The organism is Escherichia sp. HH26CH (genome assembly GCF_009820205.1).
Taxonomy (GTDB): Bacteria; Pseudomonadota; Gammaproteobacteria; order Enterobacterales; family Enterobacteriaceae; genus Escherichia; species Escherichia coli_F.
The window spans coordinates 31,790-57,897 of record NZ_VNXM01000012.1 but is presented as its reverse complement, the minus strand read 5'-3'; the positions used below and the strand labels follow the sequence as shown (position 1 = coordinate 57,897).

General features: G+C 44.0%; 25 protein-coding genes and 1 other annotated feature. Of the genes, 10 read left to right on the top strand and 15 right to left on the bottom strand.

The window, feature by feature from the left end; translation table 11 throughout:
* Nucleotides 1–65: 65 nt before the first annotated feature.
* Nucleotides 66–1,232: a serine-type D-Ala-D-Ala carboxypeptidase DacD gene (gene dacD, locus FQ015_RS02215; protein WP_136655405.1), complete on the bottom strand. Its 1,167-nt coding sequence runs from the start codon at nucleotides 1,230–1,232 to the stop codon at nucleotides 66–68.
* A gap of 208 nt (nucleotides 1,233–1,440) precedes the next feature.
* On the opposite strand from dacD, the gene sbcB reads away from it, so the two are divergent.
* Entirely contained in the window at nucleotides 1,441–2,868 is a 1,428-nt protein-coding gene (gene sbcB / locus FQ015_RS02210; protein WP_160523657.1) for an exodeoxyribonuclease I, read from the top strand.
* Between the two features lie 73 nt (nucleotides 2,869–2,941).
* Here sbcB and plaP read toward each other — a convergent pair whose 3' ends face one another.
* From plaP to FQ015_RS02190, 4 genes are all read right to left on the bottom strand, one after another.
* Nucleotides 2,942–4,300 carry a putrescine/proton symporter PlaP gene (gene plaP / locus FQ015_RS02205; protein ID WP_000019197.1) on the bottom strand — a complete coding sequence of 453 codons (1,359 nt, stop codon included), beginning with the start codon at nucleotides 4,298–4,300 and terminating at the stop codon, nucleotides 2,942–2,944.
* Nucleotides 4,290–4,352 carry a membrane protein YoeI gene (gene yoeI / locus FQ015_RS02200; RefSeq protein ID WP_010723108.1) on the bottom strand — a complete coding sequence of 21 codons (63 nt, stop codon included), beginning with the start codon at nucleotides 4,350–4,352 and terminating at the stop codon, nucleotides 4,290–4,292. Before yoeI ends, plaP begins: the two co-directional genes overlap by 11 nt.
* Nucleotides 4,353–4,566: 214 nt before the next feature.
* Nucleotides 4,567–5,496: a LysR substrate-binding domain-containing protein gene (locus FQ015_RS02195; RefSeq protein ID WP_000803366.1), complete on the bottom strand. Its 930-nt coding sequence runs from the start codon at nucleotides 5,494–5,496 to the stop codon at nucleotides 4,567–4,569.
* Nucleotides 5,497–5,541: 45 nt separating this feature from the next.
* Complete coding sequence (locus tag FQ015_RS02190; RefSeq protein WP_000754726.1) at nucleotides 5,542–6,366, bottom strand: SDR family oxidoreductase; 825 nt, start codon at nucleotides 6,364–6,366, stop codon at nucleotides 5,542–5,544.
* Nucleotides 6,367–6,792: 426 nt separating this feature from the next.
* On the opposite strand from FQ015_RS02190, the gene hisL reads away from it, so the two are divergent.
* The 9 genes from hisL (at nucleotide 6,793) to hisIE (ending at nucleotide 14,022) form a co-directional block, all read left to right on the top strand.
* On the top strand, nucleotides 6,793–6,843 hold the full coding sequence (gene hisL / locus FQ015_RS02185) for a his operon leader peptide (protein ID WP_001364200.1): 51 nt from the start codon (nucleotides 6,793–6,795) through the stop codon (nucleotides 6,841–6,843).
* Nucleotides 6,819–6,942, top strand: a sequence feature (His leader region). Its footprint overlaps the gene before it by 25 nt.
* A 46-nt stretch (nucleotides 6,943–6,988) precedes the next feature.
* Nucleotides 6,989–7,888, top strand: coding sequence for an ATP phosphoribosyltransferase (gene hisG, locus FQ015_RS02180; RefSeq protein ID WP_000131779.1), 900 nt, complete (start codon nucleotides 6,989–6,991; stop codon nucleotides 7,886–7,888).
* Nucleotides 7,889–7,893: 5 nt separating this feature from the next.
* The gene (hisD, locus tag FQ015_RS02175; RefSeq protein WP_160523656.1) at nucleotides 7,894–9,198 is read left to right on the top strand and encodes a histidinol dehydrogenase; all 1,305 of its coding nucleotides are present in this window, start codon (nucleotides 7,894–7,896) and stop codon (nucleotides 9,196–9,198) included.
* Nucleotides 9,195–10,265: a histidinol-phosphate transaminase gene (gene hisC / locus FQ015_RS02170; protein ID WP_160523655.1), complete on the top strand. Its 1,071-nt coding sequence runs from the start codon at nucleotides 9,195–9,197 to the stop codon at nucleotides 10,263–10,265. Before hisD ends, hisC begins: the two co-directional genes overlap by 4 nt.
* Nucleotides 10,265–11,332, top strand: coding sequence for a bifunctional histidinol-phosphatase/imidazoleglycerol-phosphate dehydratase HisB (gene hisB / locus FQ015_RS02165; protein ID WP_039020671.1), 1,068 nt, complete (start codon nucleotides 10,265–10,267; stop codon nucleotides 11,330–11,332). Before hisC ends, hisB begins: the two co-directional genes overlap by 1 nt.
* Nucleotides 11,332–11,922 (top strand): imidazole glycerol phosphate synthase subunit HisH, encoded by a 591-nt coding sequence (hisH, locus tag FQ015_RS02160; protein ID WP_001103560.1) that lies wholly within the window; start codon nucleotides 11,332–11,334, stop codon nucleotides 11,920–11,922. The genes hisB and hisH overlap by 1 nt, the downstream gene beginning before the upstream one ends.
* The gene (hisA, locus tag FQ015_RS02155; protein WP_063105061.1) at nucleotides 11,922–12,659 is read left to right on the top strand and encodes a 1-(5-phosphoribosyl)-5-[(5-phosphoribosylamino)methylideneamino]imidazole-4-carboxamide isomerase; all 738 of its coding nucleotides are present in this window, start codon (nucleotides 11,922–11,924) and stop codon (nucleotides 12,657–12,659) included. Before hisH ends, hisA begins: the two co-directional genes overlap by 1 nt.
* Nucleotides 12,641–13,417, top strand: coding sequence for an imidazole glycerol phosphate synthase subunit HisF (hisF, locus tag FQ015_RS02150; RefSeq protein WP_000880156.1), 777 nt, complete (start codon nucleotides 12,641–12,643; stop codon nucleotides 13,415–13,417). Before hisA ends, hisF begins: the two co-directional genes overlap by 19 nt.
* Nucleotides 13,411–14,022 carry a bifunctional phosphoribosyl-AMP cyclohydrolase/phosphoribosyl-ATP diphosphatase HisIE gene (hisIE, locus tag FQ015_RS02145; RefSeq protein WP_160523654.1) on the top strand — a complete coding sequence of 204 codons (612 nt, stop codon included), beginning with the start codon at nucleotides 13,411–13,413 and terminating at the stop codon, nucleotides 14,020–14,022. The genes hisF and hisIE overlap by 7 nt, the downstream gene beginning before the upstream one ends.
* 172 nt (nucleotides 14,023–14,194) lie before the next feature.
* On the opposite strand, the gene wzzB is transcribed toward hisIE, so the two are convergent.
* The 10 genes from wzzB to wzx all read right to left on the bottom strand — a co-directional run bounded on the left by wzzB (nucleotide 14,195) and on the right by wzx (nucleotide 26,035).
* Nucleotides 14,195–15,172 (bottom strand): LPS O-antigen chain length determinant protein WzzB, encoded by a 978-nt coding sequence (gene wzzB / locus FQ015_RS02140; RefSeq protein ID WP_001300963.1) that lies wholly within the window; start codon nucleotides 15,170–15,172, stop codon nucleotides 14,195–14,197.
* A 146-nt stretch (nucleotides 15,173–15,318) separates the two neighbouring features.
* Nucleotides 15,319–16,485: a UDP-glucose 6-dehydrogenase gene (gene ugd / locus FQ015_RS02135; RefSeq protein WP_160523653.1), complete on the bottom strand. Its 1,167-nt coding sequence runs from the start codon at nucleotides 16,483–16,485 to the stop codon at nucleotides 15,319–15,321.
* A gap of 248 nt (nucleotides 16,486–16,733) precedes the next feature.
* Nucleotides 16,734–18,140, bottom strand: coding sequence for an NADP-dependent phosphogluconate dehydrogenase (gene gndA, locus FQ015_RS02130; protein WP_160523652.1), 1,407 nt, complete (start codon nucleotides 18,138–18,140; stop codon nucleotides 16,734–16,736).
* 110 nt (nucleotides 18,141–18,250) lie between these two features.
* The gene (locus FQ015_RS02125) at nucleotides 18,251–19,861 is read right to left on the bottom strand and encodes an LTA synthase family protein (protein WP_237426998.1); all 1,611 of its coding nucleotides are present in this window, start codon (nucleotides 19,859–19,861) and stop codon (nucleotides 18,251–18,253) included.
* Between the two features lie 11 nt (nucleotides 19,862–19,872).
* On the bottom strand, nucleotides 19,873–20,985 hold the full coding sequence (locus FQ015_RS02120) for a glycosyltransferase family 4 protein (protein ID WP_160523651.1): 1,113 nt from the start codon (nucleotides 20,983–20,985) through the stop codon (nucleotides 19,873–19,875).
* Nucleotides 20,982–21,734: a glycosyltransferase gene (locus FQ015_RS02115; RefSeq protein WP_160523650.1), complete on the bottom strand. Its 753-nt coding sequence runs from the start codon at nucleotides 21,732–21,734 to the stop codon at nucleotides 20,982–20,984. Before FQ015_RS02115 ends, FQ015_RS02120 begins: the two co-directional genes overlap by 4 nt.
* Nucleotide 21,735: 1 nt before the next feature.
* Nucleotides 21,736–22,563 carry a glycosyltransferase gene (locus tag FQ015_RS02110; protein ID WP_160523649.1) on the bottom strand — a complete coding sequence of 276 codons (828 nt, stop codon included), beginning with the start codon at nucleotides 22,561–22,563 and terminating at the stop codon, nucleotides 21,736–21,738.
* Entirely contained in the window at nucleotides 22,563–23,600 is a 1,038-nt protein-coding gene (wzy, locus tag FQ015_RS02105) for an O51 family O-antigen polymerase (protein ID WP_160523648.1), read from the bottom strand. The genes FQ015_RS02110 and wzy overlap by 1 nt, the downstream gene beginning before the upstream one ends.
* 9 nt (nucleotides 23,601–23,609) lie before the next feature.
* Nucleotides 23,610–24,476 carry a glycosyltransferase family A protein gene (locus FQ015_RS02100; protein WP_052897171.1) on the bottom strand — a complete coding sequence of 289 codons (867 nt, stop codon included), beginning with the start codon at nucleotides 24,474–24,476 and terminating at the stop codon, nucleotides 23,610–23,612.
* A complete protein-coding gene (gene wzx, locus FQ015_RS02095) occupies nucleotides 24,476–26,035 on the bottom strand; it encodes an O51 family O-antigen flippase (protein WP_160523647.1) in 1,560 nt (519 codons plus the stop codon). The genes FQ015_RS02100 and wzx overlap by 1 nt, the downstream gene beginning before the upstream one ends.
* Nucleotides 26,036–26,108: the final 73 nt, after the last annotated feature.

Genomic DNA, 26,108 nt, shown 5'->3' with positions numbered 1-26,108 from the left:
ACAAGGAATGAGTGTTTATTATGCGAGCAGACTCGCACTCCTGCCAGTCTGCTGCAAAAGAAAGGTCAGGCCTTATGGTGGAAATAATCACTCAGGCGGGAAAACATGCCGCCTTCCCCGACAGATTCCAGGGTAACCAGCGGCCAGTGCGCCACCTGTTTATCACGGTCGTAAAGTTCAATTTCCCCTACCCGCTGATGGGCGCTAATTGGCGCGGTGAGTTCTTTACCATCAAGGGTATATTTGGCTTTGATATGTGGAATTTCGGCTTTCGGTAGCACCATCCAGAACTCTTGTTCCGTTCCCAGGGCGATAGTTTCTTTATCGCCATACCAGATGCGTTCCGTCCCGACCTTTTTCCCACGATGCAAAATTTGCACTGTAGTAAAGTTTTGTTGCCCCCAACGCAGTAATTTTCTTGCCTCGTCCTCACGACCTTTTGCGCTGTCAGCACCCATTACCACTGCAATGAGGCGACGCTGCCCGTCTACAGCCGAAGCAATGAGATTAAACCCGGCACCAGAAGTATGACCCGTTTTCAGGCCGTCAACATTCATGGTTTTATCCCACAATAACCCGTTACGGTTTTGCTGGGTGATACCGTTCCAGGTGAGGCTTTTCTCACTGTACATATGATAAAACTCGGGCTCGCCGTGGATGATAGCGCGAGAAAGCACAGCTAAATCATAAGCCGAGCTATGCTGGCCAGGTGCATCCAGACCATGCACTGTTTCAAAATGCGTATCCTTGAGATGCAGCTTCTCGGCATAGTTGTTCATCATTTCAACAAACTGCCGTTGCCCACCGGCAATATAGTCAGCCAGTGCAACACAAGCGTCATTTCCGGAATCCACAATTAAACCACGGCTTAAATCACGTACCGATACGCGATCGCCCTCTTTCAAAAACATCAGTGAAGAACCGACAAACACCGGATTATCTTTCGCCCACGCATCACGCCCCACGGTGACAATATCGTCTGGCGTAATGCGATGACTATCGATAGCGCGATCCACAACATAGCCCGTCATCAGCTTTGTCAGGCTGGCGGGATTGCGCTGTTGATGCTCATTACCCGCGGTGAGAATCTGACCGGTGGTGTAATCCATCAGTACCCAGGACCCGGCATGAATCTCTGGAGGCTGAGGTGAAAAAGGAATGTTTTCCGCCGCAAAACCAGACGATAAATTAAAAACGAACAAAGAAGCAGCAATAATAAGACGGCGTTTCAACAGCAAACCCTCAGGTGTTTCAAATAGCTGTTCTTTTTACGGAAATACTTATGAACTGGCTGGAATAAAGTGCAAGAAAATGTGACTACTATCTCATTTTTATCTGACATGATCTGTTGCCACTCGCTGCCAAATTGTCGCGCTAAAGCTGATTAGCACGGTGATATTTGATACTCTGGCAGACAGCAGAAATAACGGATTTAACCTAATGATGAATGACGGTAAGCAACAATCTACCTTTTTGTTTCACGATTACGAAACCTTTGGAACGCACCCCGCGTTAGATCGCCCTGCACAGTTCGCAGCCATTCGCACTGATAACGAATTCAACGTCATCGGCGAACCCGAAGTTTTTTACTGCAAGCCCGCGGATGACTATTTACCCCAGCCTGGAGCAGTATTAATTACCGGTATTACCCCGCAGGAAGCACGGGCGAAAGGAGAAAACGAAGCCACGTTTGCCGCCCGTATTCACTCGCTTTTTACCGTACCGAAGACCTGTATTCTGGGCTACAACAATGTGCGTTTCGACGACGAAGTCACACGCAACGTTTTTTATCGTAATTTTTACGATCCTTACGCCTGGAGCTGGCAGCATGATAACTCGCGCTGGGATTTACTGGATGTTATGCGTGCCTGTTATGCCCTGCGCCCGGAAGGAATAAACTGGCCTGAAAATGATGACGGTCTACCGAGCTTTCGCCTTGAGCATTTAACCAAAGCGAATGGTATTGAACATAGCAACGCCCACGATGCGATGGCTGATGTGTACGCCACTATTGCGATGGCGAAACTGGTAAAAACGCGTCAGCCACGCCTGTTTGATTATCTCTTTACCCATCGTAATAAACACAAACTGACGGCGTTGATTGATGTTCCGCAGATGAAACCCCTGGTTCACGTTTCCGGAATGTTTGGGGCATGGCGTGGCAATACCAGCTGGGTGGCACCGCTGGCGTGGCATCCTGAAAATCGCAATGCCGTAATTATGGTGGATTTGGCAGGAGACATTTCGCCATTACTGGAACTGGATAGCGACACATTGCGCGAGCGTCTATATACCGCAAAAGCCGATCTTGGCGATAACGCCGCCGTTCCGGTTAAACTGGTGCATATCAATAAATGTCCGGTGCTGGCCCAGGCGAATACGCTACGCCCGGAAGATGCCGACCGACTGGGAATTAATCGTCAGCATTGCCTCGATAACCTGAAAATTCTGCGTGAAAATCCGCAAGTGCGTGAAAAAGTGGTGGCGATATTCGCCGAAGCCGAACCGTTTACGCCTTCAGATAACGTGGATGCACAGCTTTATAATGGCTTTTTCAGTGACGCCGATCGTGCAGCAATGAAAATTGTGCTGGAAACCGAGCCGCGTAACTTACCGGCACTGGATATCACTTTTGTTGATAAACGGATTGAAAAGCTGTTGTTCAATTATCGGGCGCGCAACTTCCCGGGGACGCTGGATTATGCCGAGCAGCAACGCTGGCTGGAGCACCGCCGCCAGGTTTTCACGCCAGAGTTTTTGCAGGGCTATGCTGATGAATTGCAGATGCTGGCACAACAATATGCCGATGACAAAGAGAAAGTGGCGCTGTTAAAAGCGCTTTGGCAGTACGCGGAAGAGATCGTCTGAAACAAAAAAGCCGGAGCGACAAACTCCGGCTTTTTGAGATTTACCGGATGATTATGTCATCCGGCTTGTAAGATTATGCAACGTCTTCGTACTGCGGAACCGGATTACGGAAGCTCTTGGTGACACAAGCCAGGTAAATCAGGCCGATTGCCGCCCAGATCAGACCCAGAACCATTGAGCTTTCTTCCAGGTTAACCCACAGCGCACCTACAGTCAGCGCACCACACATCGGCAGGAACAGATACTGGAAGTGATCTTTCAGCGTCTTGTTACGCTTCTCACGGATCCAGAACTGCGAGATAACCGACAGGTTAACGAAGGTGAACGCCACCAGCGCACCAAAGTTAATCAGCGCCGTTGCCATTACCAGGTCAAAGTTGATTGCCAGCAGGGCAATCGCGCCAACCAGGATGATATTCATCGCCGGAGTACGCCATTTCGGGTGTACATAACCGAAGAAGCTTTTCGGGAACACGCCGTCACGACCCATTACGTACATCAGACGCGCCACGCCTGCGTGCGCCGCCATACCGGACGCCAGTACGGTAATGGTGGAGAAGATCAGCGCGCCGACCTGGAACGCTTTACCCGCAACATACAGCATGATTTCTGGCTGTGACGCATCCGGATCTTTAAAGCGAGAGATATCCGGGAAGTACAGTTGCAGGAAGTAAGTTGCAAAGATGAAGATCATGCCACCGATAAGCGCGGTCAGGAAAATTGCACGCGGGATCACGCGCTCTGCATCTTTGGTTTCTTCCGACAAGTTGCTGATGCCGTCAAAGCCGGTAAAGGAGAAGCACAGGATTGTCGCCCCGGTAATCATCGGGATAACATGTGCATCACCAGACCAGAACGGACGAGTGCTCGCCAGCGTACCAGCGCCTTCACCTTCAAATACGCCGTAAACTACCATGCCCAGAATTACCGCGATCAGCACTACCTGCAACACTACAATTACAGTGTTGAAGTTCGCTACGGATTTCAGACTACGCAGGTTAAAGGCGGTCATAAAGGCCACCAGCGCCACCACAAACATCCACGATGGAATGGAAGGCACCAGAGCTTCAAAATAGATTTTCGCCAGCAGAATGTTGATCATCGGCGCGAACAGATAGTCGAGCAGAGAAGACCAACCCACCATAAAGCCGACAGTCGGGCTAATGGATTTCTGGGCGTAAGTGTATGCAGAGCCAGCAGAAGGATAGCGGCGAACCAGCTTCCCGTAGCTCAGAGCCGTAAACAGGATCGCAATCAATGCGAACGCATAGGCTGTCGGCACATGACCATCCGTGAGGCCTGAAACGATACCAAATGTATCAAACAGCGTCATCGGCTGCATATAGGCAAGACCCATCATTACAACCGGAACTAACGTAAGCGTTTTACGCAATTCCACGCGAGAGGTGTTTGGAGTAACGTTATGCGACATGGTCATTCTCCTTTACGGTAATAACCGTCGCGTAAGCAAAAAATTGCCCCATTTTTTTGGATTCCTCAGCGACAACAACTGTCGATTTTTAGTAAATATCTATCCGGTACGAAGCCCGGCCTCTTGGTATGAATGATTGGTTTGAAGCAAAAAATAACCGACGCTAATTAAACGTCGGTTTTTAGTCATTTTTTGACAGCGGCGCATTGTGCCTAAATGGGGGGGAAATGACAAGAGAATGAGAGGCTTGTCATAATAATTTTTCTTTAAATGGCTGATTTTCCGTCATCAGATTTTGCATAAACACCGGCGATCGCACTATTTGCTAAAATTTCATCTCGCCACCAGCCGCTGGCAAGCCCTGCGGTCTGTTCATTCCAGCCAATCCAGACAGGTTCAAAGAGAGTTTGGGCGACCACTTTCTTCTCGATTAACGCGCCACTATCGAGAAAACGTTGCGCCAGATAACGAGGTAAATAGCCGCAGCCGAGGCCGCTAATTTGCAGCTCCAGCTTGGTTTTAAAATCGAAAACGGTAATGGCTTCTTGTTCGTCGAGAAGTTGTGAGGCCGTAGAAGCGCCTGCCTGCGCAGTATCCCCCACCACAATCGCCCGATATCGCTTAATGATACGACGGTTTAACGGTTCTTCTTCCTGGGCTAACGGATGATGAGGCGCGACCGCAAAGACTTGTTCGAGATCACCCAACCGTGAAAAACCAAACTCACTGGAAGATGGTGGCTCATGCATCGCACCAACAATAATATCCGCTCGTCCCTGAGTCAGGGCATCCCAGGAACCACCGAGCACGCCATTGATAAACTTCAGGCGCGTCACGCTATGATGTTGATAAAAAGCTTCAATAAGTGGCGCGAGAAGAGAAAAAGGGAAGGTGTCGTCCACGCCAATCACCAGCTCGTTTTCCCAGCCTTCATGCAGTTTTATCGCCTGCTTTTCCAGTTCTCGCACGGTATGCAGAACTTCCCGCCCCTTCTCTAATAACATTTTTCCGGTGCGGGTAAATTTAGCGCGGTGACCGCTACGATCAAGCAATTGAATGTTAAGGTCGCTTTCCAGCTTGTGAACGGTGTAACTCAGAGCGGACGGCGTCTTATAGAGTTTGGCCGACGCCGCCGCAAAACTGCCTTCTTTTTCTAAGGCATCGAGGATCATCAACACATCCAGCAGTGGTTTCATACACGCCCCCTTGCAGTGCATGCGGCGTCCTGCTGGCGTGATCGTTTACTCCAGCGGCATTACCAGCGGATCGGGATACTGGTATTCAAATCCCAGTTCATTACAAATCCGGCTGCCATCAATAATCTTACCTTTGCCGCTATCCAGACTATTTCTGAACTGCGGAGGTTCAAGCCCCAGTAAACGGGCCATTTGCGGATAAAAAACATTACGCGCAGGGTGAGCTGGCGCACATATATTATAGATGTGTCCGCCTTTAGGTGCCTGTAACAACAGGGTGATAGCGCCAATAACATCTTCTAAATGGACTAAATTAACACCATGTTCACCATCAGGCGCGGTTTTTCCGGCAAAAAAGCGACCAGGATGACGTTCCGGCCCGACCAGGCCCGCAAGACGCAGAATATCGACTGAAGTACCGGGTAAATTGTGCAGCCAGTCTTCAAGTTCTTTTAATACTCGTCCACTGTTGGTCACCGGATTACGCGGGGTCGTTTCTTTAACGGTGCCTTGTGCGTCGCCATAGACAGACGTTGAGCTGGTAAAAATAATGCGGGGAATATGATGAGCCAGCGCACTATCCACTAACTCTTGTACCGCTTGTAAATAGAACTCATCACCGGGGCCGCTACGACGTGCCGGAAGCGTGATGACCAGCGCATCAGCATCCATCAGGGCATCCAGATCGTCAGAATCGCAAACTAACTCAGGTTCCATGCGAAGCAGATAACTATCAATGCCACTCATTCGGGCCGCTTCGACGCCATCTTGTGTGGTTTTACTCCCGGTGACTTGCCAGCCTCGCGCTGAAAGTGACATCGCCAGCGGCATGCCTAACCACCCTAACCCGACAATTGCGACCTTTTTCATCCGTTATCTCCTGATACACCTTAGATCTATAAGGCTACGCTAGCGTATCAAAACTGACAATTCATTCTATGAATGAAATCGAAACTGTTAGCAAATATACAATTGCCTGATGCGCTCCGCTTATCAGTCCTACAAAAACATCAATATATTGAATTTAGGCAACATTTGTAGACCAGATAAGGTATTCACGCCGCATCCGGCAGGAACAAAGCCCACTTTAGTTACAGAACACAATGTTCTTGAGGGTTTTAAAGACATATTTTCACGATTACTTTTTTAACGTAGCCACTCCTGGCCCTCTCCTTTCCCCGCTCATTCATTAAACAAATCCATCGCCATAAAATATATAAAAAAGCCCTTGCTTTCTAACGTGAAAGTGGTTTAGGTTAAAAGACATCAGTTGAATAAACATTCACAGAGACTTTTATGACACGCGTTCAATTTAAACACCACCATCATCACCATCATCCTGACTAGTCTTTCAGGCGATGTGTGCTGGAAGACATTCAGATCTTCCAGTGGTGCATGAACGCATGAGAAAGCCCCCGGAAGATCACCTTCCGGGGGCTTTTTTATTGCGCGGTTGATAACGGTTCAGACAGGTTTAAAGAGGAATAAGAAAATGACAGATAACACTCGTTTACGCATAGCTATGCAGAAATCCGGCCGTTTAAGTGATGACTCACGCGAATTGCTGGCGCGCTGTGGCATTAAAATTAATCTTCACACCCAGCGCCTGATCGCGATGGCAGAAAACATGCCGATTGATATTCTGCGCGTGCGTGACGACGACATTCCCGGTCTGGTAATGGACGGCGTGGTTGACCTTGGGATTATCGGCGAAAACGTGCTGGAAGAAGAGCTGCTTAACCGCCGCGCCCAGGGTGAAGATCCTCGCTACTTTACCCTGCGTCGTCTGGATTTCGGCGGCTGTCGCCTTTCGCTGGCAACGCCGGTTGATGAAGCCTGGGACGGCCCGCTCTCCTTAAACGGTAAACGTATCGCCACCTCTTATCCTCACCTGCTCAAGCGTTATCTCGATCAGAAAGGCATCTCTTTTAAATCCTGCTTACTGAACGGTTCTGTCGAAGTTGCGCCGCGCGCCGGCCTGGCGGATGCGATTTGCGATCTGGTTTCCACCGGTGCCACGCTGGAAGCTAACGGCCTGCGCGAAGTCGAAGTTATCTACCGCTCGAAAGCCTGCCTGATCCAACGCGATGGCGAAATGGAAGAATCCAAACAGCAACTGATCGACAAACTGCTGACGCGTATTCAGGGCGTGATCCAGGCGCGCGAATCAAAATACATCATGATGCACGCACCGACCGACCGACTGGATGAAGTCATCGCCCTGCTGCCAGGTGCCGAACGCCCAACCATTCTACCGCTGGCGGGTGATCAACAACGCGTAGCGATGCACATGGTCAGCAGCGAAACCCTGTTCTGGGAAACGATGGAAAAACTGAAAGCGCTGGGTGCCAGTTCAATCCTGGTCCTGCCGATTGAGAAGATGATGGAGTGATCGCCATGAGCTTTAGCACAATCATTGACTGGAATAGCTGTACTGCGGAGCAACAACGCCAGCTGTTAATGCGCCCGGCGATCTCCGCCTCTGAAAGTATTACCCGCACTGTTAACGATATTCTCGATAACGTGAAAACGCGTGGCGATGAGGCCTTGCGGGAATACAGCGCGAAGTTTGATAAAACCACGGTTACCGCGCTGAAGGTATCTGCGGATGAGATCGCCGCTGCCAGCGAACGCCTGAGCGACGAGCTAAAACAGGCGATGGCGGTGGCAGTAAAGAATATTGAAACCTTCCACACTGCGCAAAAACTGCCGCCGGTAGATGTTGAAACTCAGCCTGGCGTTCGTTGCCAGCAAGTCACGCGCCCGGTGGCTTCAGTGGGTTTGTATATTCCTGGCGGCTCCGCACCGCTCTTCTCAACAGTATTAATGCTGGCAACTCCGGCGCGTATTGCGGGCTGTAAAAAAGTGGTGCTGTGCTCACCGCCGCCGATTGCCGATGAAATTCTTTACGCGGCGCAGCTGTGCGGCGTGCAGGACGTGTTTAACGTCGGCGGCGCACAGGCCATTGCCGCACTGGCGTTTGGTACAGAATCCGTGCCGAAAGTGGACAAAATCTTCGGGCCAGGCAACGCCTTTGTCACCGAGGCAAAACGTCAGGTGAGCCAGCGTCTGGACGGTGCGGCGATCGATATGCCCGCAGGCCCATCGGAAGTGCTGGTGATTGCTGACAGCGGCGCTACGCCGGATTTCGTGGCTTCTGATTTGCTTTCTCAGGCTGAACACGGCCCGGATTCACAGGTGATTTTACTGACTCCTGATGCTGATATGGCGCGTCGCGTTGCCGAAGCCGTCGAACGCCAGCTGGCAGAACTGCCGCGAGCCGAAACCGCCCGTCAGGCACTGAGCGCCAGCCGCCTGATCGTAACCAACGATTTAGCGCAGTGCGTGGAGATCTCCAACCAGTACGGCCCGGAGCATCTGATCATTCAGACCCGCAACGCCCGCGATCTGGTCGATGGCATCACCAGCGCCGGTTCGGTATTTCTCGGTGACTGGTCACCGGAATCGGCAGGTGATTACGCCTCCGGCACCAACCACGTGCTGCCGACTTACGGTTATACCGCCACCTGTTCCAGCCTCGGGCTGGCAGATTTCCAGAAACGCATGACCGTACAGGAACTGTCGAAAGAAGGCTTTTCCGCGCTGGCTTCGACCATTGAAACACTGGCCGCCGCCGAGCGCCTGACTGCCCACAAAAATGCCGTTACTTTGCGTGTTAACGCCCTTAAGGAGCAAGCATGAGCACCGTGACTATTACCGATTTAGCGCGTGAAAACGTCCGCAATCTGACGCCGTATCAGTCGGCGCGTCGTCTGGGCGGTAACGGCGACGTCTGGCTGAACGCCAACGAATATCCCACAGCCGTGGAGTTTCAGCTTACTCAGCAAACGCTCAACCGCTACCCGGAATGCCAGCCAAAAGCGGTGATTGAAAATTACGCGCAATATGCAGGCGTAAAACCGGAACAGGTACTGGTCAGCCGTGGCGCGGACGAAGGTATTGAACTGCTGATTCGCGCTTTTTGCGAACCAGGTAAAGACGCCATTCTCTACTGCCCGCCAACGTACGGCATGTACAGCGTCAGCGCTGAAACCATTGGTGTCGAATGCCGCACAGTGCCGACCCTGGACAATTGGCAACTGGACTTACAGGGAATTTCCGACAAGCTGGACGGTGTGAAAGTGGTCTACGTTTGCAGCCCCAACAACCCAACCGGGCAACTGATCAACCCGCAGGATTTTCGCACCCTGCTGGAGTTAACCCGCGGTAAAGCGATTGTGGTTGCCGATGAAGCCTATATTGAGTTTTGCCCGCAGGCATCTCTGGCTGGCTGGCTGGCGGAATATCCGCACCTGGCTATTTTGCGCACACTGTCGAAAGCTTTTGCTCTGGCAGGGCTTCGTTGCGGGTTTACGCTGGCAAACGAAGAAGTCATCAACCTGCTAATGAAAGTGATCGCCCCCTACCCGCTCTCGACGCCGGTTGCCGACATTGCGGCCCAGGCGTTAAGCCCGCAGGGAATCGTCGCCATGCGCGAACGAGTGGCGCAAATTATTGCAGAACGCGAATACCTGATTACCGCACTGAAAGAGATCCCCTGCGTGGAGCAGGTTTTTGACTCTGAAACCAACTACATTCTGGCGCGCTTTAAAGCCTCCAGCGCAGTGTTTAAATCTTTGTGGGATCAGGGCATTATCTTACGTGATCAGAATAAACAACCCTCTTTAAGCGGCTGCCTGCGAATTACCGTCGGAACCCGTGAAGAAAGCCAGCGCGTCATTGACGCCTTACGTGCGGAGCAAGTTTGATGAGTCAGAAGTATCTTTTTATCGATCGCGATGGAACCCTGATTAGCGAACCGCCGAGTGATTTTCAGGTGGACCGTTTTGACAAACTCGCCTTTGAACCGGGCGTGATCCCGGAACTGCTGAAGCTGCAAAAAGCGGGCTACAAACTGGTGATGATCACGAATCAGGATGGTCTGGGAACACAAAGTTTCCCGCAGGCGGATTTTGATGGCCCGCACAATCTGATGATGCAGATCTTCACTTCGCAAGGTGTACAGTTTGATGAAGTGCTGATTTGTCCGCACCTGCCCGCCGATGAGTGCGACTGCCGTAAGCCGAAAGTAAAACTGGTGGAGCGTTACCTGGCTGAGCAAGCGATGGATCGTGCCAACAGTTATGTGATTGGCGATCGCGCGACCGACATTCAACTAGCGGAAAACATGGGCATTAATGGTTTACGCTATGACCGCGAAACCCTGAACTGGCCAATGATTGTCGAGCAGCTCACTAAACGAGACCGTTACGCCCATGTAGTGCGCAACACCAAAGAGACACAAATTGACGTCCAGGTGTGGCTGGATCGCGAAGGTGGCAGCAAGATTAACACCGGCGTTGGCTTTTTTGATCACATGCTGGATCAGATTGCTACTCACGGCGGCTTCCGGATGGAAATCAACGTTAAAGGCGACCTCTATATCGACGATCACCACACCGTCGAAGATACCGGTCTGGCGCTGGGCGAAGCGTTAAAAATAGCTCTTGGCGACAAACGCGGTATTTGCCGCTTCGGTTTTGTGCTGCCGATGGACGAATGTCTTGCCCGCTGCGCGCTGGATATCTCTGGTCGCCCGCACCTGGAATATAAAGCCGAGTTTACCTACCAGCGTGTGGGCGATCTCAGCACCGAAATGATCGAGCACTTCTTCCGTTCGCTCTCATACACTATGGGCGTGACCCTGCACCTGAAAACCAAAGGTAAAAACGATCACCACCGAGTAGAGAGCCTGTTCAAAGCTTTTGGTCGCACCCTGCGCCAGGCCATCCGCGTGGAAGGCGACACCCTACCCTCGTCGAAAGGAGTGCTGTAATGAACGTGGTGATCCTTGATACCGGCTGCGCCAATTTGAACTCGGTGAAATCTGCCATTGCGCGTCACGGTTATGAACCCAAAGTTAGCCGTGACCCGGACGTCGTGTTGCTGGCCGATAAACTGTTTTTACCCGGCGTTGGCACCGCGCAAGCGGCGATGGACCAGGTGCGTGAGCGCGAGTTGTTTGATCTCATCAAAGCCTGTACCCAACCGGTGCTGGGCATCTGCTTAGGGATGCAACTGCTGGGGCGGCGCAGCGAAGAGAGCAACGGTGTCGATTTGCTGGGCATCATCGACGAAGACGTGCCGAAAATGACCGACTTTGGTCTGCCGCTGCCACATATGGGCTGGAACCGCGTTTACCCGCAGGCAGGCAACCGCCTGTTTCAGGGGATTGAAGACGGTGCGTACTTTTACTTTGTTCACAGCTACGCAATGCCGGTCAATCCGTGGACCATCGCCCAGTGTAACTACGGCGAACCGTTCACCGCGGCGGTACAAAAAGATAACTTCTACGGCGTGCAGTTCCACCCGGAGCGTTCTGGTGCCGCTGGCGCTAAGTTGCTGAAAAATTTCCTGGAGATGTGATGATTATTCCGGCATTAGATTTAATCGACGGCACCGTGGTGCGTCTCCATCAGGGCGATTACGGCAAACAGCGCGATTACGGTAACGACCCGCTGCCGCGCTTACAGGATTACGCCGCACAAGGTGCCGAAGTACTGCACCTGGTGGATCTGACCGGGGCAAAAGATCCGGCTAAACGTCAAATCCCGCTGATTAAAACCCTGGTCGCGGGTGTTAACGTTCCAGTGCAGGTTGGCGGTGGCGTGCGTAGCGAAGAAGACGTGGCGGCGTTACTGGAAGCAGGCGTTGCGCGTGTGGTGGTTGGCTCCACCGCGGTGAAATCACCAGAAATGGTGAAAGGCTGGTTTGAACGTTTTGGTGCCGATGCCTTAGTGCTGGCGCTGGATGTCCGTATTGACGAGCAAGGCAACAAGCAGGTGGCAGTCAGCGGCTGGCAAGAGAACTCGGGCGTTTCACTGGAACAACTGGTGGAAACCTATCTGCCCGTCGGCCTGAAACATGTGCTGTGTACAGATATCTCGCGCGACGGCACGCTGGCAGGTTCTAACGTCTCTTTATATGAAGAAGTGTGCGCCAGATATCCGCAGGTGGCATTTCAGTCATCCGGCGGCATTGGCGACATTAACGATGTTGCTGCCCTGCGTGGCACTGGCGTGCGCGGCGTAATAGTTGGTCGTGCATTACTGGAGGGTAAATTCACCGTGAAGGAGGCCATCACATGCTGGCAAAACGCATAATTCCGTGTCTCGACGTTCGTGATGGTCAGGTGGTGAAAGGCGTACAGTTTCGCAACCATGAAATCATTGGCGATATTGTACCGCTGGCAAAACGCTACGCCGAAGAAGGCGCTGACGAACTGGTGTTCTACGATATCACCGCTTCCAGTGATGGCCGTGTGGTAGATAAAAGCTGGGTATCTCGCGTGGCAGAAGTCATCGACATTCCGTTCTGCGTGGCGGGTGGGATTAAATCGCTGGATGACGCCGCCAAAATTCTTTCCTTTGGCGCGGATAAAATTTCCATCAACTCCCCTGCGCTGGCGGATCCGACGTTAATTACTCGCCTGGCGGATCGCTTTGGCGTGCAGTGTATTGTGGTCGGTATTGATACCTGGTACGACGCCGAAACCGGTAAATATCATGTGAATCAATATACCGGAGATGAAAGCCGCACCCGCGTCACTCAGTGGGAAACGCTCGACTGGGTACAGGAAGTGCAAAAACGCGGTGCCGGAGAAATCGTCCTCAACATGATGAATCAGGACGGCGTGCGTAACGGTTACGATCTCGAACAACTGAAAAAAGTGCGTGAAGTTTGCCACGTCCCGCTGATTGCCTCCGGTGGCGCAGGCACCATGGAACACTTCCTCGAAGCCTTCCGCGATGCCGACGTTGACGGCGCGCTGGCAGCTTCTGTATTCCACAAACAAATAATCAATATTGGTGAATTAAAAGCGTACCTGGCAACACAGGGCGTGGAGATCAGGATATGTTAACAGAACAACAACGTCGCGAACTGGACTGGGAAAAAACCGACGGACTGCTGCCGGTGATTGTGCAACATGCGGTATCCGGCGAAGTGCTAATGCTGGGCTATATGAACCCGGAAGCCTTAGACAAAACCATCGAAAGTGGCAAAGTCACCTTCTTCTCGCGCACTAAACAGCGACTGTGGACCAAAGGTGAAACGTCCGGCAATTTCCTCAACGTAGTGAGTATTGCCCCGGACTGCGACAACGACACGTTACTGGTGCTGGCGAATCCTATCGGACCAACCTGCCACAAAGGCACCAGCAGCTGCTTCGGCGACACCACTCACCAGTGGCTGTTTCTGTATCAACTGGAACAACTGCTCGCCGAACGTAAATCTGCCGACCCGAAAACCTCTTACACAGCCAAACTGTATGCCAGCGGCACCAAGCGCATTGCGCAAAAAGTGGGCGAAGAAGGCGTAGAAACCGCACTTGCCGCAACGGTACATGACCGCTTTGAGCTGACCAACGAGGCATCGGATTTGATGTATCACCTGCTGGTGCTGTTACAGGATCAGGATCTGGATTTAACGACGGTAATTGAGAACCTACGTAAACGTCATCAGTGAGTTGCGGGGTAAGTGGATGCGATGTTGTTGTCGCATCCGGAGCCATAGCCCGATGCGCAAGCTTATCGGGCCTACTATTCTCTCTGCACACGTAAGCTGGATACATCGCATCCAGCAAAAAAAAACGGGCAAGGTGTCACCACCCTGCCCATTTTCTTTAAAACCGAAAAGATTACTTCGCGTTGTAATTACGTAAAGCGTTACGCCCCAGCACAATCCCCGCGCCAACCATGCCGCCCAGCAGCACCGCCAGAATCAAGGTAATTGCCTTTTTCGGGCTATCGCGACGAATAGGTAACGTCGGTTTCATCACATAACGGTAAGCATGAATATCAAGATCATCAACCTTTAAGTTTTCGATATCCAGCAGGTTTTGACGAGTCTGATAGTAGTTTGGCGAGAACACCAACGGACGGGTCGCCTCGTGCTTAATCATCGACTCCAGCGCTTCGCTCCCCAAAAGGAACAACGTATCTTGTGTCACATCTTCAGTCTGCTGAACTTGTGGCTTTGTCACCTGCGCCTGATTCGCATACTGCAACGCTTCCTGAATCTGACGGATACGCAGATCTTTCTGTTCCTGCGCAACCACTTCCTGTGTTCTTAAAGAGTCCTGCAAGTTTTTCCGTCCCAGAGCAATGTTGTCCTTGAGATCCTTTTCTAGCTCTTGATTCACTTTATCGTCAACTTGCTGAATGTATTGGGCCAACTTCATTTGTGCGCCCTCTGCAGTTTGCCCAACATAAGAAACAGTCAATGGTAATTGCTGGTTCTTAACAGAAGGTTCGATGGTAAGTTTTTCTGGTTCTTCCTGATTATCCAGCGTTTCTGCTAATGCAGAGAAGGCAGAACTGAAGCGACCAATTAACGTCTCCTGCAAATCCGATACTTTCGGTGCAGCCTGACCATAGATAACATTCATGGCATTGTTATAGCCAGCAATTTGCCCCACATCGGGCTGAGTGATAATTGCTGTTGACGTCCATTTCTCCTTCGCTACTGCCAAATATCCAATAGCCAGGGCAATAGCCACAATGACGGAAATGATGATTGTCATCTTGCCACGCCACAACTGCACTAGTAAATCAATCAAATCAATCTGTTCCGGGTCATGGTTTTGCCCAGAAACATTATTATTTTCTACTCTCATCATTACCCTAACGGACGAAATAATTTTAAGTCGCCATAGTTTAGCGATAATCGCCATGAATGCTATAGGATAAATGATAAAAATAATGAATTATTACAAAGGGAACATAAGAGAATCAGGGCGAAAATCGCCCTGATAACAGGATGTTAGTCACTGCCAAAGAGATCGCGGGTGTAGACTTTGTCTGCCACATCCTTAAGCTCTTCTGCCATACGGTTGGAAATAATGACATCGGCTTGTTGTTTGAAAGTGGCGAGATCACGTTCCAGCCGAGAGTTGAAGAATGAATCTTCTTTCATCACCGGTTCGTAGATGATCACTTCAACGCCTTTCGCCTTGATACGTTTCATAATCCCCTGAATGGAAGACGCACGGAAGTTATCTGATCCGCTCTTCATAATCAGACGATAAATACCCACCACTTGCGGCTTGCGTGACAAAATGGCATCGGCAATAAAATCTTTACGCGTGCGGTTTGCATCGACAATTGCCGAAATCAGGTTATTCGGCACAGACTGGTAGTTCGCCAGTAACTGCTTGGTATCTTTCGGCAGACAATAACCACCATAGCCAAACGACGGGTTGTTGTAATGGTTGCCAATACGCGGATCGAGACAAACGCCTTCGATAATCTGGCGAGTATTCAGACCTAAACTTTCTGCATAGCTATCCAGTTCATTAAAGTATGCTACGCGCATCGCCAGATAGGTATTAGCGAAAAGTTTAATCGCTTCTGCTTCAGTGGAGTCGGTAAACAGGGTTGGGATATTTTGCTTAATCGCGCCTTCCTGTAACAACGCAGCAAAACGTTCTGCGCGTTCTGAACGCTCACCAATGACAATACGTGAAGGATGGAGATTATCGTAAAGGGCTTTACCTTCACGGAGAAATTCGGGGGAGAAAATAATATTTTCAGTACAATATTTCTTATGCATCGCTGCGGTAAAACCAACGGGAACCGTGGATTTGATGACCATAACCGCATAAGGATTTATCTCAACTACGTCTTTAATTACTGATTCTACACTGGATGTATTGAAATAATTAGTTTTAGGATCATAGTCGGTTGGAGTGGCGATGATGACATAATCAGCATCCCGGTAGGCTTCATTTTTATCTAATGTGGCATTAAAGTGTATTTTATCTGATTGCAAAAACTGATGAATTTCCTTATCGACAATAGGAGATATCCGATCATTCAGCATAGCAACGCGTGATGGTAAAATATCTAATGCCACAACCTCATGATTTTGTGCGATTAGAAGCCCGTTTGATAAGCCTACATAGCCAGTACCGGAAATGGTGATTTTCATTTCATGCTCTCAGAATTAACTTAACTGTGAATCATGATGTTTTTAGCATCCTGATAAGAGCTAAAAGTTTTAACGCTACGTCGATAGCTGGTCAACGCAACGAAAAACAATTCAGATTTTCTTTATAAGAATAGCTGATATTTATTAAGTTAATATTAAGCAGTGAAATTTAGTCTATAAGATATTTGGCAAAAAAAAGCCCGGTGCAATATACGCCGGGCCTCAATTTTATTGTTGGTTAAATCAGATTAATCCAGCCATTCGGTATGGAACACACCTTCTTTATCAATACGCTTATAAGTATGCGCACCAAAATAGTCACGCTGTGCCTGGATCAGGTTCGCAGGCAGAACAGCGGCACGGTAGCTGTCATAATAGGCAACCGCAGCAGCGAAGGTAGGAACCGGGATACCGTTCTGTACTGCATAAGAGACGACATCGCGCAGCGCCTGCTGATAGTCATCGGCAATTTGCTTGAAGTACGGAGCCAGCAGCAGGTTAGCGATCTGCGGATTTTCGGCATAAGCATCGGTGATTTTCTGCAGGAACTGCGCACGGATGATGCAACCAGCACGGAAAATCTTCGCGATTTCGCCGTAGTTCAGATCCCAGTTGTACTCTTCAGACGCAGCACGCAGCTGAGAGAAGCCCTGAGCATAAGAAACGATTTTGCCCAGATACAGCGCACGACGAACTTTCTCGATAAACTCAGCTTTATCGCCTGCTGGCTGCGCTTGCGGACCAGAGAGAACTTTAGACGCGGCAACACGCTGATCTTTCAGAGACGAGATATAACGTGCAAACACAGACTCAGTAATCAGCGACAGCGGTTCGCCGAGATCCAGCGCACTCTGGCTGGTCCATTTACCGGTACCTTTGTTAGCCGCTTCATCCAGGATCACATCAACCAGGCAGTTACCGTCTTCATCTTTTTTGGTGAAGATATCTTTGGTGATGTCGATCAGGTAACTGCTCAGTTCACCGTTATTCCACTCGGTAAAAGTCTGCGCCAGTTCTTCGTTGGTGAGGTTCAGGCCACCTTTAAGCAGAGAATAGGCTTCAGCAATCAGTTGCATATCTCCGTATTCAATACCATTGTGAACCATCTTCACATAATGGCCTGCGCCATCGGCACCGATATAGGTAACGCAAGGCTCACCGTCTTCAGCCACTGCGGCGATTTTGGTCAGGATCGGCGCAACCAGTTCATAGGCTTCTTTCTGCCCACCAGGCATAATGGAAGGGCCTTTCAGCGCACCTTCTTCACCACCGGAAACACCGGTACCAATGAAGTTAAAGCCTTCGGCAGAAAGCTCGCGGTTACGACGAATGGTGTCCTGGAAGAAGGTATTACCACCATCAATGATGATGTCACCTTTATCGAGGTATGGCTTGAGAGAATCAATAGCAGCATCCGTGCCAGCACCTGCTTTCACCATTAACAGGATGCGACGAGGCGTTTCCAGAGATTCAACAAACTCTTTTACCGTATAGTAAGGAACCAGTTTCTTGCCTGGATTTTCGGCAATCACTTCTTCCGTCTTTTCACGGGAACGGTTGAAAATAGAGACGGTATAACCACGGCTTTCGATGTTGAGCGCGAGGTTGCGTCCCATCACTGCCATACCGACGACGCCGATCTGTTGCTTTGACATTGTTTACTCCTGTCAGGGGGTGGTCACCGCGAGGGTGTGCGGCTTGAAAAAATATTCACTATAAAAACATTAACCATATATATCAGTCAACTATAAGCTGTATTTATACTTTAACCACTAACATTATAGAAATTAATTATATCGCTAGAATTATCTAATTTTTTAACGTTATAATCATCTGAAGAACACTTTTTATCGCCGGTTTTAAAAAAAGAATTTCCGATTGCCGATATATGACTAAAAGTACTTTGGCATTTTACATCCAAGAGCGAGCAGCCTAAAAAGAAATTAGGATAATGGTTAATATTTAATAAATTTAGTATCGTTGGTGCCAATGCTAAACTATTCTTCCCATGCGCATTATTTTTTTTAGACTCTATTCCTGCCCCCAAAATTATTAAAGGTATTGCATCAACAAAATAATCAGAATTTGAACTAAAAGATTTATTAAATTGTGGTGTAGGGAAAGTTGAATGATCAGCCGTAATAACCACCAAGGTATTATTTATAAGACCTGTGGACGTAAGATAATCTATGAACTTGCCAACTTGATGATCAAAATTATAAAATTTGTTATAATAAGAATTTGAACCATCTCTAAAACGCAAATCAGGGCTATCTAAACCATGATGAGTTCCAGATGGGTAAACTCCAATGAAAAATTTATTATTCTTGTTTCTTTCAACAACTTCCTTAAGCGCTATGAAAGTTTGCTTATCTGACATACGGTCATTCTGATAAAAATCAAAATCTCCCATTCCCAAAACTTCATTGAATGATAAGGTTTTCAGCATCGCATTCAAAGTGCTAGTTTTTTCTGTTGAAGAAAGAAATATCGTCTTATAACCATTTGAATTCAATATCTCCGGTAAAGAGATTAATCTTTTATTATATATTGACTTAACTTTTTGATTTGTTATTTCAAAAAAACCATCACCATTTGCACCTACACCATCTTTAAATTGATAAGCAGAAGTTAATTGCCCTCTTAACCCTCGAAAAGTAGCTGCTGTATGATTATAATAATTTATAAAGAAAAATGATTTCTTCATGATTTCATCGAGCTTTGGAGTTACTCCGAGGCCTAAATTATTAACGCTATCAATTACATTAAAAGACATTCCTTCAGTAAAAATTACTATCACATTAGGTTTTTTATTTTTCAAAAGAAGTGACTCATCATACCAAATATCTGTTTTTAAAAATTTTTTTGCAATTGCTGGATAATTATACGCAGGGGAAAAAGTCACTTGCTTATAGTAAAAATAAAGAGTCTCTGTGAACTTAACTAAAGGACCATTTATTAGAGGCAAGAAAAGAAGAGCTAATAAAAATGTTTTCCGCCGTGGAATATCATAAGTAAAAACAGGACTAAAGATAATTTGTGCCACACATAAAAATAAGAGTGATATACATAACAACTTAAATAAAAGCTCAAAACCTAACGCATTATACTCACCAACGTTTGAGAGAGTAAGAGGTATGACATAATTTCCACTTGTATATAAAGATGATATCTGGGCTCCAAGTATCCCTACGACTAAAGTCCAAATTATTCCTCTATAAATTTTTTTAAAAACAAAAAGGGATGTAAATATACAGAAGTACTCTAAAGCAATACTAGAAAATTTACTTACCATGTCTGTATACGTTAGCATGACAAACACAGCAATCATTACAATCAAATAAGGAATATAAATTTTAAACACTACTTTCATCATACCAACAGCCTTCAAAGGTCATCATATACAGCCTGATATTTTTCGATACATTTCTCAATATCGAAATTACTTGTAACATATTTATGACCATATTCACCCATAGCTACACATAAAGAATTAGACTCTAGTAAATTTGTCATTCTCTTTGATAAATCTAAGAAATTTCCCGGCTTAATCAAATAGCCCATTTTCGAATCTACCACGACCTCCGGAATACCTTCTACATTAGTAGTTATTATTGGTTTTTTAAAATAAGCAGCTTCAACGAAAATAAAACCAAATGCCTCATATTTTGACGGGCAAATAAATACATTGCAATTTAAGTAAAAAGAGTATGGTTTTTCTACCCAACCATGAAATATCACCTTATCTTGAATTTTTAATTTTTCCACCAATTCTTCGCAATGCCCTTTTAATTCACCATCGCCAACAATATCTAAATATACACTAGGATATTTTTTTTCAATAAGTTCAAAAGCTTTGATAAGTGTGAGTGGATCTTTTTGCTCATCTAGCCGTCCTACAAACAAAAATCTTTTTTCATTACTGTCTTTTGCCATTTTGTTTATTTTTTTAATTTCGGAAAAATCATAGCCATTATAAATGGTAATACTTTTCTTCCAAAAAAAAATTTTATAATATTTCTGATAGAATTTATTGACACATATGTTAAGATCACCAAACTGAAGTGCAAAAACTTCTATTATCCAGTATATTAACCTTTTGATATAAGGTTGTCCTCTATAAAAAGAAATGCCGTGTACTGTGTGTATTATTTTTTTTACACCCGCCATTTTAGCGGCAATCCTAGCCAGAATGCCAGGCTTAGTCGAATTAGTATGAACTATATCGAAATCATATTGTTTAAAAATATTATATAACTCAACAAAAGCTTTTACATCAGATTTACCAATATTTCTCTTAAGATTCTTACACCAAATAATATTGACATTAATTGATTCAAAATTTTTTATAAACTCAGCTCGTTGTTCTAAATCGACATCCTCACATTCAGAGACAAGAACAAATTTTTCATACCCCTCTATTTTTGAGAGAAGCATATGGCAAAATTTTTGAGAACCTGCCATTTTGGGAAGAACTAAAACATGTGCAATTTTTTTCATTTTCTTTTATATAGTTTCAAATATTCAATTAATAACATAATTCTGTAACGTATTTTAAATCCAAAACTATTCTTACTTTTGCTACCTGTAGACGTAACAGTTGTCGAATGTCGCCTATACTCCACTAAAACTTCTGGACAAAAATATACGAGACCAAATTTTATTGCAATTAAACCAATCCATAAATCATGCCCCAAACTATAGTGAGGAAACGGAAATGCTTTTGCTAATAAAATTCTATTAAAACACATACAGCATCCATGAAAGGAACTCTTAATTACTGTTCTCCACAAATTTTGCGAAGGGGTAACGTAATCAAAATATGACCTCTGCGTTATAGTATTATTTTCATCAACAACACAACAATCACACACAACCAAAATAGGCTTATTCTCTGCTAATAAAGGTAATGTATTAGTAATCCGCCCTTTCTTCCATATATCATCTTGGTCAGCTAAATATATATAATCTCCTTTACAATGTAATAAGGCATTTTGCAGATTCAATGATACTTTTTTTAGCAATTTTTCAGTTCGGTTATTGTAGGATTCGCATTGAATGTTTTCCTCATTTTTAATTACAACAATTCGTTTATCATTTATTTCTTCTATTATTGCTAATGTCATATCTGTTGAACCGTCATCAGAAATAACAATCTCATCATCTTCACCCAACTCATTAAGTATGCTGAGAATTTGTTGTTTTATATAATTCTCACCATTATAAGTCGGAATGCATACAGAAATCATCTTACCCCCGGAGATATCTTGTATAAAAAGTGATTAATGGGTTTATAGTTTTGATTTTAAAAGTCAACTTCATTGCTCTGAGTAAAACCATAAAAAAATAGATAAATTGATCTGTAAAATTTTTTTTAGTACAGTTTTTAGCACATATACAATAAATATGAAAACGCCTTAGTATTTTTTCTTTATCAGTTTCTTCTCCTGAAAAATCTTGCGTTAATACTATTGGTAAAACATAGAATGAATGATTTTTTTTCTTAAATCTCTCAATAAATTGAAAATCACTAAAATCTAGAAAAACATTTTCATTATATCCACCACACTTAAGAGCGGCCTCAACATCTAATATCATTCCGCTATTTATAGGAGATAATTTGCTTAATCCCTTTTCCCCAGCGACAATATTCTTAACATGAAATCCTCTATGATACTTATATGACAATGGAGAACAAATGACACCACGTTTTGTTTTTAATATAGGACAGAAAAGTTTTATATTTAAATGCTGTGAGATAGTTTCATTACATATTTTCAAAAAGTCCTTAGGAATATATGTATCTTGGTCTAAAAGAAGAACATACTTATAATTTAGATTTAAAGCAAGTTTTAAACCTTTATTATAAGCTCTACTAACACCAGAGTTATTATAATCATCAATCTTATAAACTTTGACACCCATATAATAATCCGGTATAAATATTTCATCAGGAGAATTATTATATACAAAAATTTCCTTTATAAATTCATTTGAATCACATTTTAATAATGTGTTTAAACTTGCAGAATTTTCGAGTTTGCATTTATAGATAACAACTATAGGTAAAATAAGCATCAGATTGAATATTCCTTCAACAAGGACAAATAATACAAATTAATAAGCAACAAACAAAGAGAAATCAATATTACTGACAGGTAGGCTAGCTTAATTTGTTTAATGTGACTAACGAGCATTGGTAATAAAACTATTTCCCCTACATTAAACAATTCAGATAAACGTAATGAAAAACCAGGAACATTTGAAAACACTAATAATGATAAAGGTCCTAATGAATAAATTTTTAACATAATTATATACTTTTCATCATATCTGAACGAGTCGCGATAGACCATACTTAGAAAAATCACAAACAAATGAAAATATTGCAGTGCAGAATAAATATTCACACTGGTATCATTATTTTCCCCTTGCTCTCGATACAAATCATATTTTGAATTTATTATGCCTATATCAAAATATTTTAAAAAGACACTTAAATCAATTTTATAATAAGATAAAAAGTAAAGTAAAATAATACTTATCCAATATATGATGACATACCTGCCAGACAATCGCTTTGAATTTAACAATGGCAACAAAAAAAACACAGCCATTGAAAAATGGAAAGTCATAGCGATGAACACCCAAATAAAATACTTTTTCTTTTCTGCGGTTATTAAATATTTCAAACTAAAAAAACCAATGGCACTTGCTAATCCGATCCTAATTTGAGTCATCTCATGTAATAAATACACATTGGAAAAATAGAGCAATACAGAAAGCAATAAATAAGGCGACCAATATTCAATAAATTTTATTTTAAAATAAATAGCAAGTCCTGCATAAACGCAAAATATAAGAAATGGTGTACCCGTAAGGGTATTTGAAATTATTGATAATAGATGAAAGGTTGGCTCAACAGCATAGCTATAACCTTCTATAATATATGTATAAATACTTATATACGTCTCATAGTCTCTATCAACATTGTTTCCCCTCATGGCGCAAAAAATGCCAAGGATGATCATAGAAGCATTTAATACTCTTCTGTCATTACCTTTAAATAAAGAAAAGATCACAAGGCATGCAAACATTAAAAAATATGGTATCATCTTGTTTTCTCAATGATTATCATAAAGCCAAATTCCTTTTTTAAGGGTATAGAATATAGTATATAAAATACGTCGCATACTCCAAAAATATTTTATGGGTTTTCCACATAAAGAATTAAACATTCTCACCTTCAGGCTAGCCTTTTTTAGTTGTGTTTTTTTTATATCAGCTCCAACTAAGGTGAAACATTTAATTTTCTCATCTAGTTTTTTAATTGCTTGGCCATTATTATTTTTATAAACTAACCAACCTAAATGTTTTGCATTAAATTCTTTTGGAGTCCTACATGAGTATAGCTCCGGTCTAAGATAGCGTATATGATCAGGATAAAACTTATACCCTTCGATAGACCAATCCCAACGATATATAGCTGCAGTTGTATCTACTGGTGATATATAAAGATTTTCTATTTTTTTATTGTTATTATATAATTTTTTTTCTTGCTCATAAATTTCTTCATAGAATGGGTCATCCCTTATCGAATCCCAATTCAGTGACATACCTATTTTACCAATGCATTTATACGTGTCCATATATATTACTAATTGAGTCAACCAACATCCATTTATTCCAGGCTCAGGAAAAATAATATCACCGTCAGTAAGTACAAAATAAGAAGAATCACTTTCCTTTTTAACTTTCTCAAGATGCTTATTTAGACCTAAAACCCATAAATTACTCTTATTTCTTATTACATTCACATTCTGCCGAGTTTTATATTCCTCAAGAATTTTTAAATGTAATTTATCTGAAGAGTTATTATCAATAACATACAGATTAAATGGGTATACGGTATTTTTAAGGATTGAGTTCAAACAGTCCTGCAGATAAACACCATCATTTCTAGTCATTATGAAAATAGGTATTGGATTCATTATAACCCTTTATTGGTTAATATTTTTACTGAAGCAAGGCAATTTTTAGGGGTGACTATAATATAGATAATTACTACAAATATTGTTGATAAAATCAAAAAGAGACTATGTGTGAGAAGTTGTTCAATTAGCTTATTGCTAACATCCCAATTATTCATTAAGTATTTCTCGAAAAGTGTATACATATCATTAACTCGACCACTTAACAAAGTGATGAGAATCATTAATGATATTACCCATAATTGAATATGATCTTTTATGAAATCTATAGTGCATAAATTGAAGGCCTCTTTATATAAATACCAGGGCCTCGCCAGCATGATAATGATAACATTTGAACATATAGTTCCATAAATGACACCTTTGACACCATAGAAATTAACCAAAGATAAAGATATAATTAAATTTAAAGTACCTTCAATTATTGGTAAATGAATATCAGACATATATCCATATGCGACCTTAAAAATATCTACAGCGCTCCTCGCGACTAAACAAAAAAAGTTAACCGCTAGCAACGCCACAATATCTTGAGAAAAAATGATATCTTTGCCCATCCACAGTTGTACAAAAGGAGTTGAGATATTGTTGTATATAATACAACCAATCGATGCCAATAAGAAAAAAATCGTATTTATTGAATTGAATTTTAAATACGTTAGATTACTGTCGGTTCTATGTAAAAAATTTCCAATGTATGCCCCCAATGGACTTACAATTGTTCCAATTATTATAGCTGAAGCTTGTATGAACATTAAATAGGATGAATATATTGTTATTGTAGATAATCCTATAAAAATGCTAATAATTATATAGTCTGTATTAAAGATCATAACACCTGATAACTTGTGGATAAATGTCTTTTTTATCTCTTTTATTATTGTTTGCTTTATTAGCGGAAGTTCTTTTGATAGTGTTGTCTTACTATATAAATATGCCCCGTACAGTTTTAGAACATAATATCTAAATAGTATATATTGAATTAGCACATATACAATCTCTAACGCACTAAAAATAATAAAACCACCACCATTTTTAAGCACAACTATCTGTATTAAAAAAGTAATAACCCGAGCCAAACCATTCACAATCCGAACAATATATAGTTTTTCACTTGCTGTTAACAAAACAGTTTCTGCACTATAAAAATACGACAATGCTGTTGCAATTACATAAAAAGCCCATGGTATGTAAATATCATGCCAATTTATATTATCTTTGACTAAATAGGGCATAATAAAAGAGAGTGTTAGCCCAATAAATAATATTGCTGATGCAATAAATTTAAATATTCTGTGAATAATATAAAAATAACCAACAATGTCATATTTATTTTCAGAATTCAACGGCTTGAACAATAAATATACTGATGCCGTAGTTAAACCCAATTCAGCTAAATTTAGATAACCGACTAATTGGTTTATTAACAAATAATAACCTGTTAAATTTTCACCAAACGAATTAATAATACACTGCCTTACAATAAATGTAAGTACCATTATTACTATAGAAAATACAATACCATATTTAACTGACCGAAAAAATGGACTAGCGCGCATTTAAGCACCTTTACAAAAAAGATGTAAAAATCATAGCGGTAAGTATTAAACTTAAATACCGCTATGATAAAAA

Bases quoted from the DNA above. Each gene is read 5' to 3' on its own strand.
- wzzB (WP_001300963.1), bottom strand. From the start codon at position 15,172: ATGAGAGTAGAAAATAATAATGTTTCTGGGCAAAACCATGACCCGGAA.
- FQ015_RS02100 (WP_052897171.1), bottom strand. From the start codon at position 24,476: ATGAATCCAATACCTATTTTCATAATGACTAGAAATGATGGTGTTTAT.
- FQ015_RS02115 (WP_160523650.1), bottom strand. From the start codon at position 21,734: ATGATTTCTGTATGCATTCCGACTTATAATGGTGAGAATTATATAAAA.
- gndA (WP_160523652.1), bottom strand. From the start codon at position 18,140: ATGTCAAAGCAACAGATCGGCGTCGTCGGTATGGCAGTGATGGGACGC.
- hisA (WP_063105061.1), top strand. From the start codon at position 11,922: ATGATTATTCCGGCATTAGATTTAATCGACGGCACCGTGGTGCGTCTC.
- hisD (WP_160523656.1), top strand. From the start codon at position 7,894: ATGAGCTTTAGCACAATCATTGACTGGAATAGCTGTACTGCGGAGCAA.
- plaP (WP_000019197.1), bottom strand. From the start codon at position 4,300: ATGTCGCATAACGTTACTCCAAACACCTCTCGCGTGGAATTGCGTAAA.
- ugd (WP_160523653.1), bottom strand. From the start codon at position 16,485: ATGAAAATCACCATTTCCGGTACTGGCTATGTAGGCTTATCAAACGGG.
- wzy (WP_160523648.1), bottom strand. From the start codon at position 23,600: ATGATACCATATTTTTTAATGTTTGCATGCCTTGTGATCTTTTCTTTA.
- FQ015_RS02190 (WP_000754726.1), bottom strand. From the start codon at position 6,366: ATGAAAAAGGTCGCAATTGTCGGGTTAGGGTGGTTAGGCATGCCGCTG.
- hisH (WP_001103560.1), top strand. From the start codon at position 11,332: ATGAACGTGGTGATCCTTGATACCGGCTGCGCCAATTTGAACTCGGTG.
- FQ015_RS02125 (WP_237426998.1), bottom strand. From the start codon at position 19,861: ATGATGAAAGTAGTGTTTAAAATTTATATTCCTTATTTGATTGTAATG.
- wzx (WP_160523647.1), bottom strand. From the start codon at position 26,035: ATGCGCGCTAGTCCATTTTTTCGGTCAGTTAAATATGGTATTGTATTT.
- hisIE (WP_160523654.1), top strand. From the start codon at position 13,411: ATGTTAACAGAACAACAACGTCGCGAACTGGACTGGGAAAAAACCGAC.
- hisB (WP_039020671.1), top strand. From the start codon at position 10,265: ATGAGTCAGAAGTATCTTTTTATCGATCGCGATGGAACCCTGATTAGC.
- hisF (WP_000880156.1), top strand. From the start codon at position 12,641: ATGCTGGCAAAACGCATAATTCCGTGTCTCGACGTTCGTGATGGTCAG.
- hisC (WP_160523655.1), top strand. From the start codon at position 9,195: ATGAGCACCGTGACTATTACCGATTTAGCGCGTGAAAACGTCCGCAAT.
- FQ015_RS02110 (WP_160523649.1), bottom strand. From the start codon at position 22,563: ATGCTTATTTTACCTATAGTTGTTATCTATAAATGCAAACTCGAAAAT.
- FQ015_RS02195 (WP_000803366.1), bottom strand. From the start codon at position 5,496: ATGAAACCACTGCTGGATGTGTTGATGATCCTCGATGCCTTAGAAAAA.
- sbcB (WP_160523657.1), top strand. From the start codon at position 1,441: ATGATGAATGACGGTAAGCAACAATCTACCTTTTTGTTTCACGATTAC.
- hisG (WP_000131779.1), top strand. From the start codon at position 6,989: ATGACAGATAACACTCGTTTACGCATAGCTATGCAGAAATCCGGCCGT.
- FQ015_RS02120 (WP_160523651.1), bottom strand. From the start codon at position 20,985: ATGAAAAAAATTGCACATGTTTTAGTTCTTCCCAAAATGGCAGGTTCT.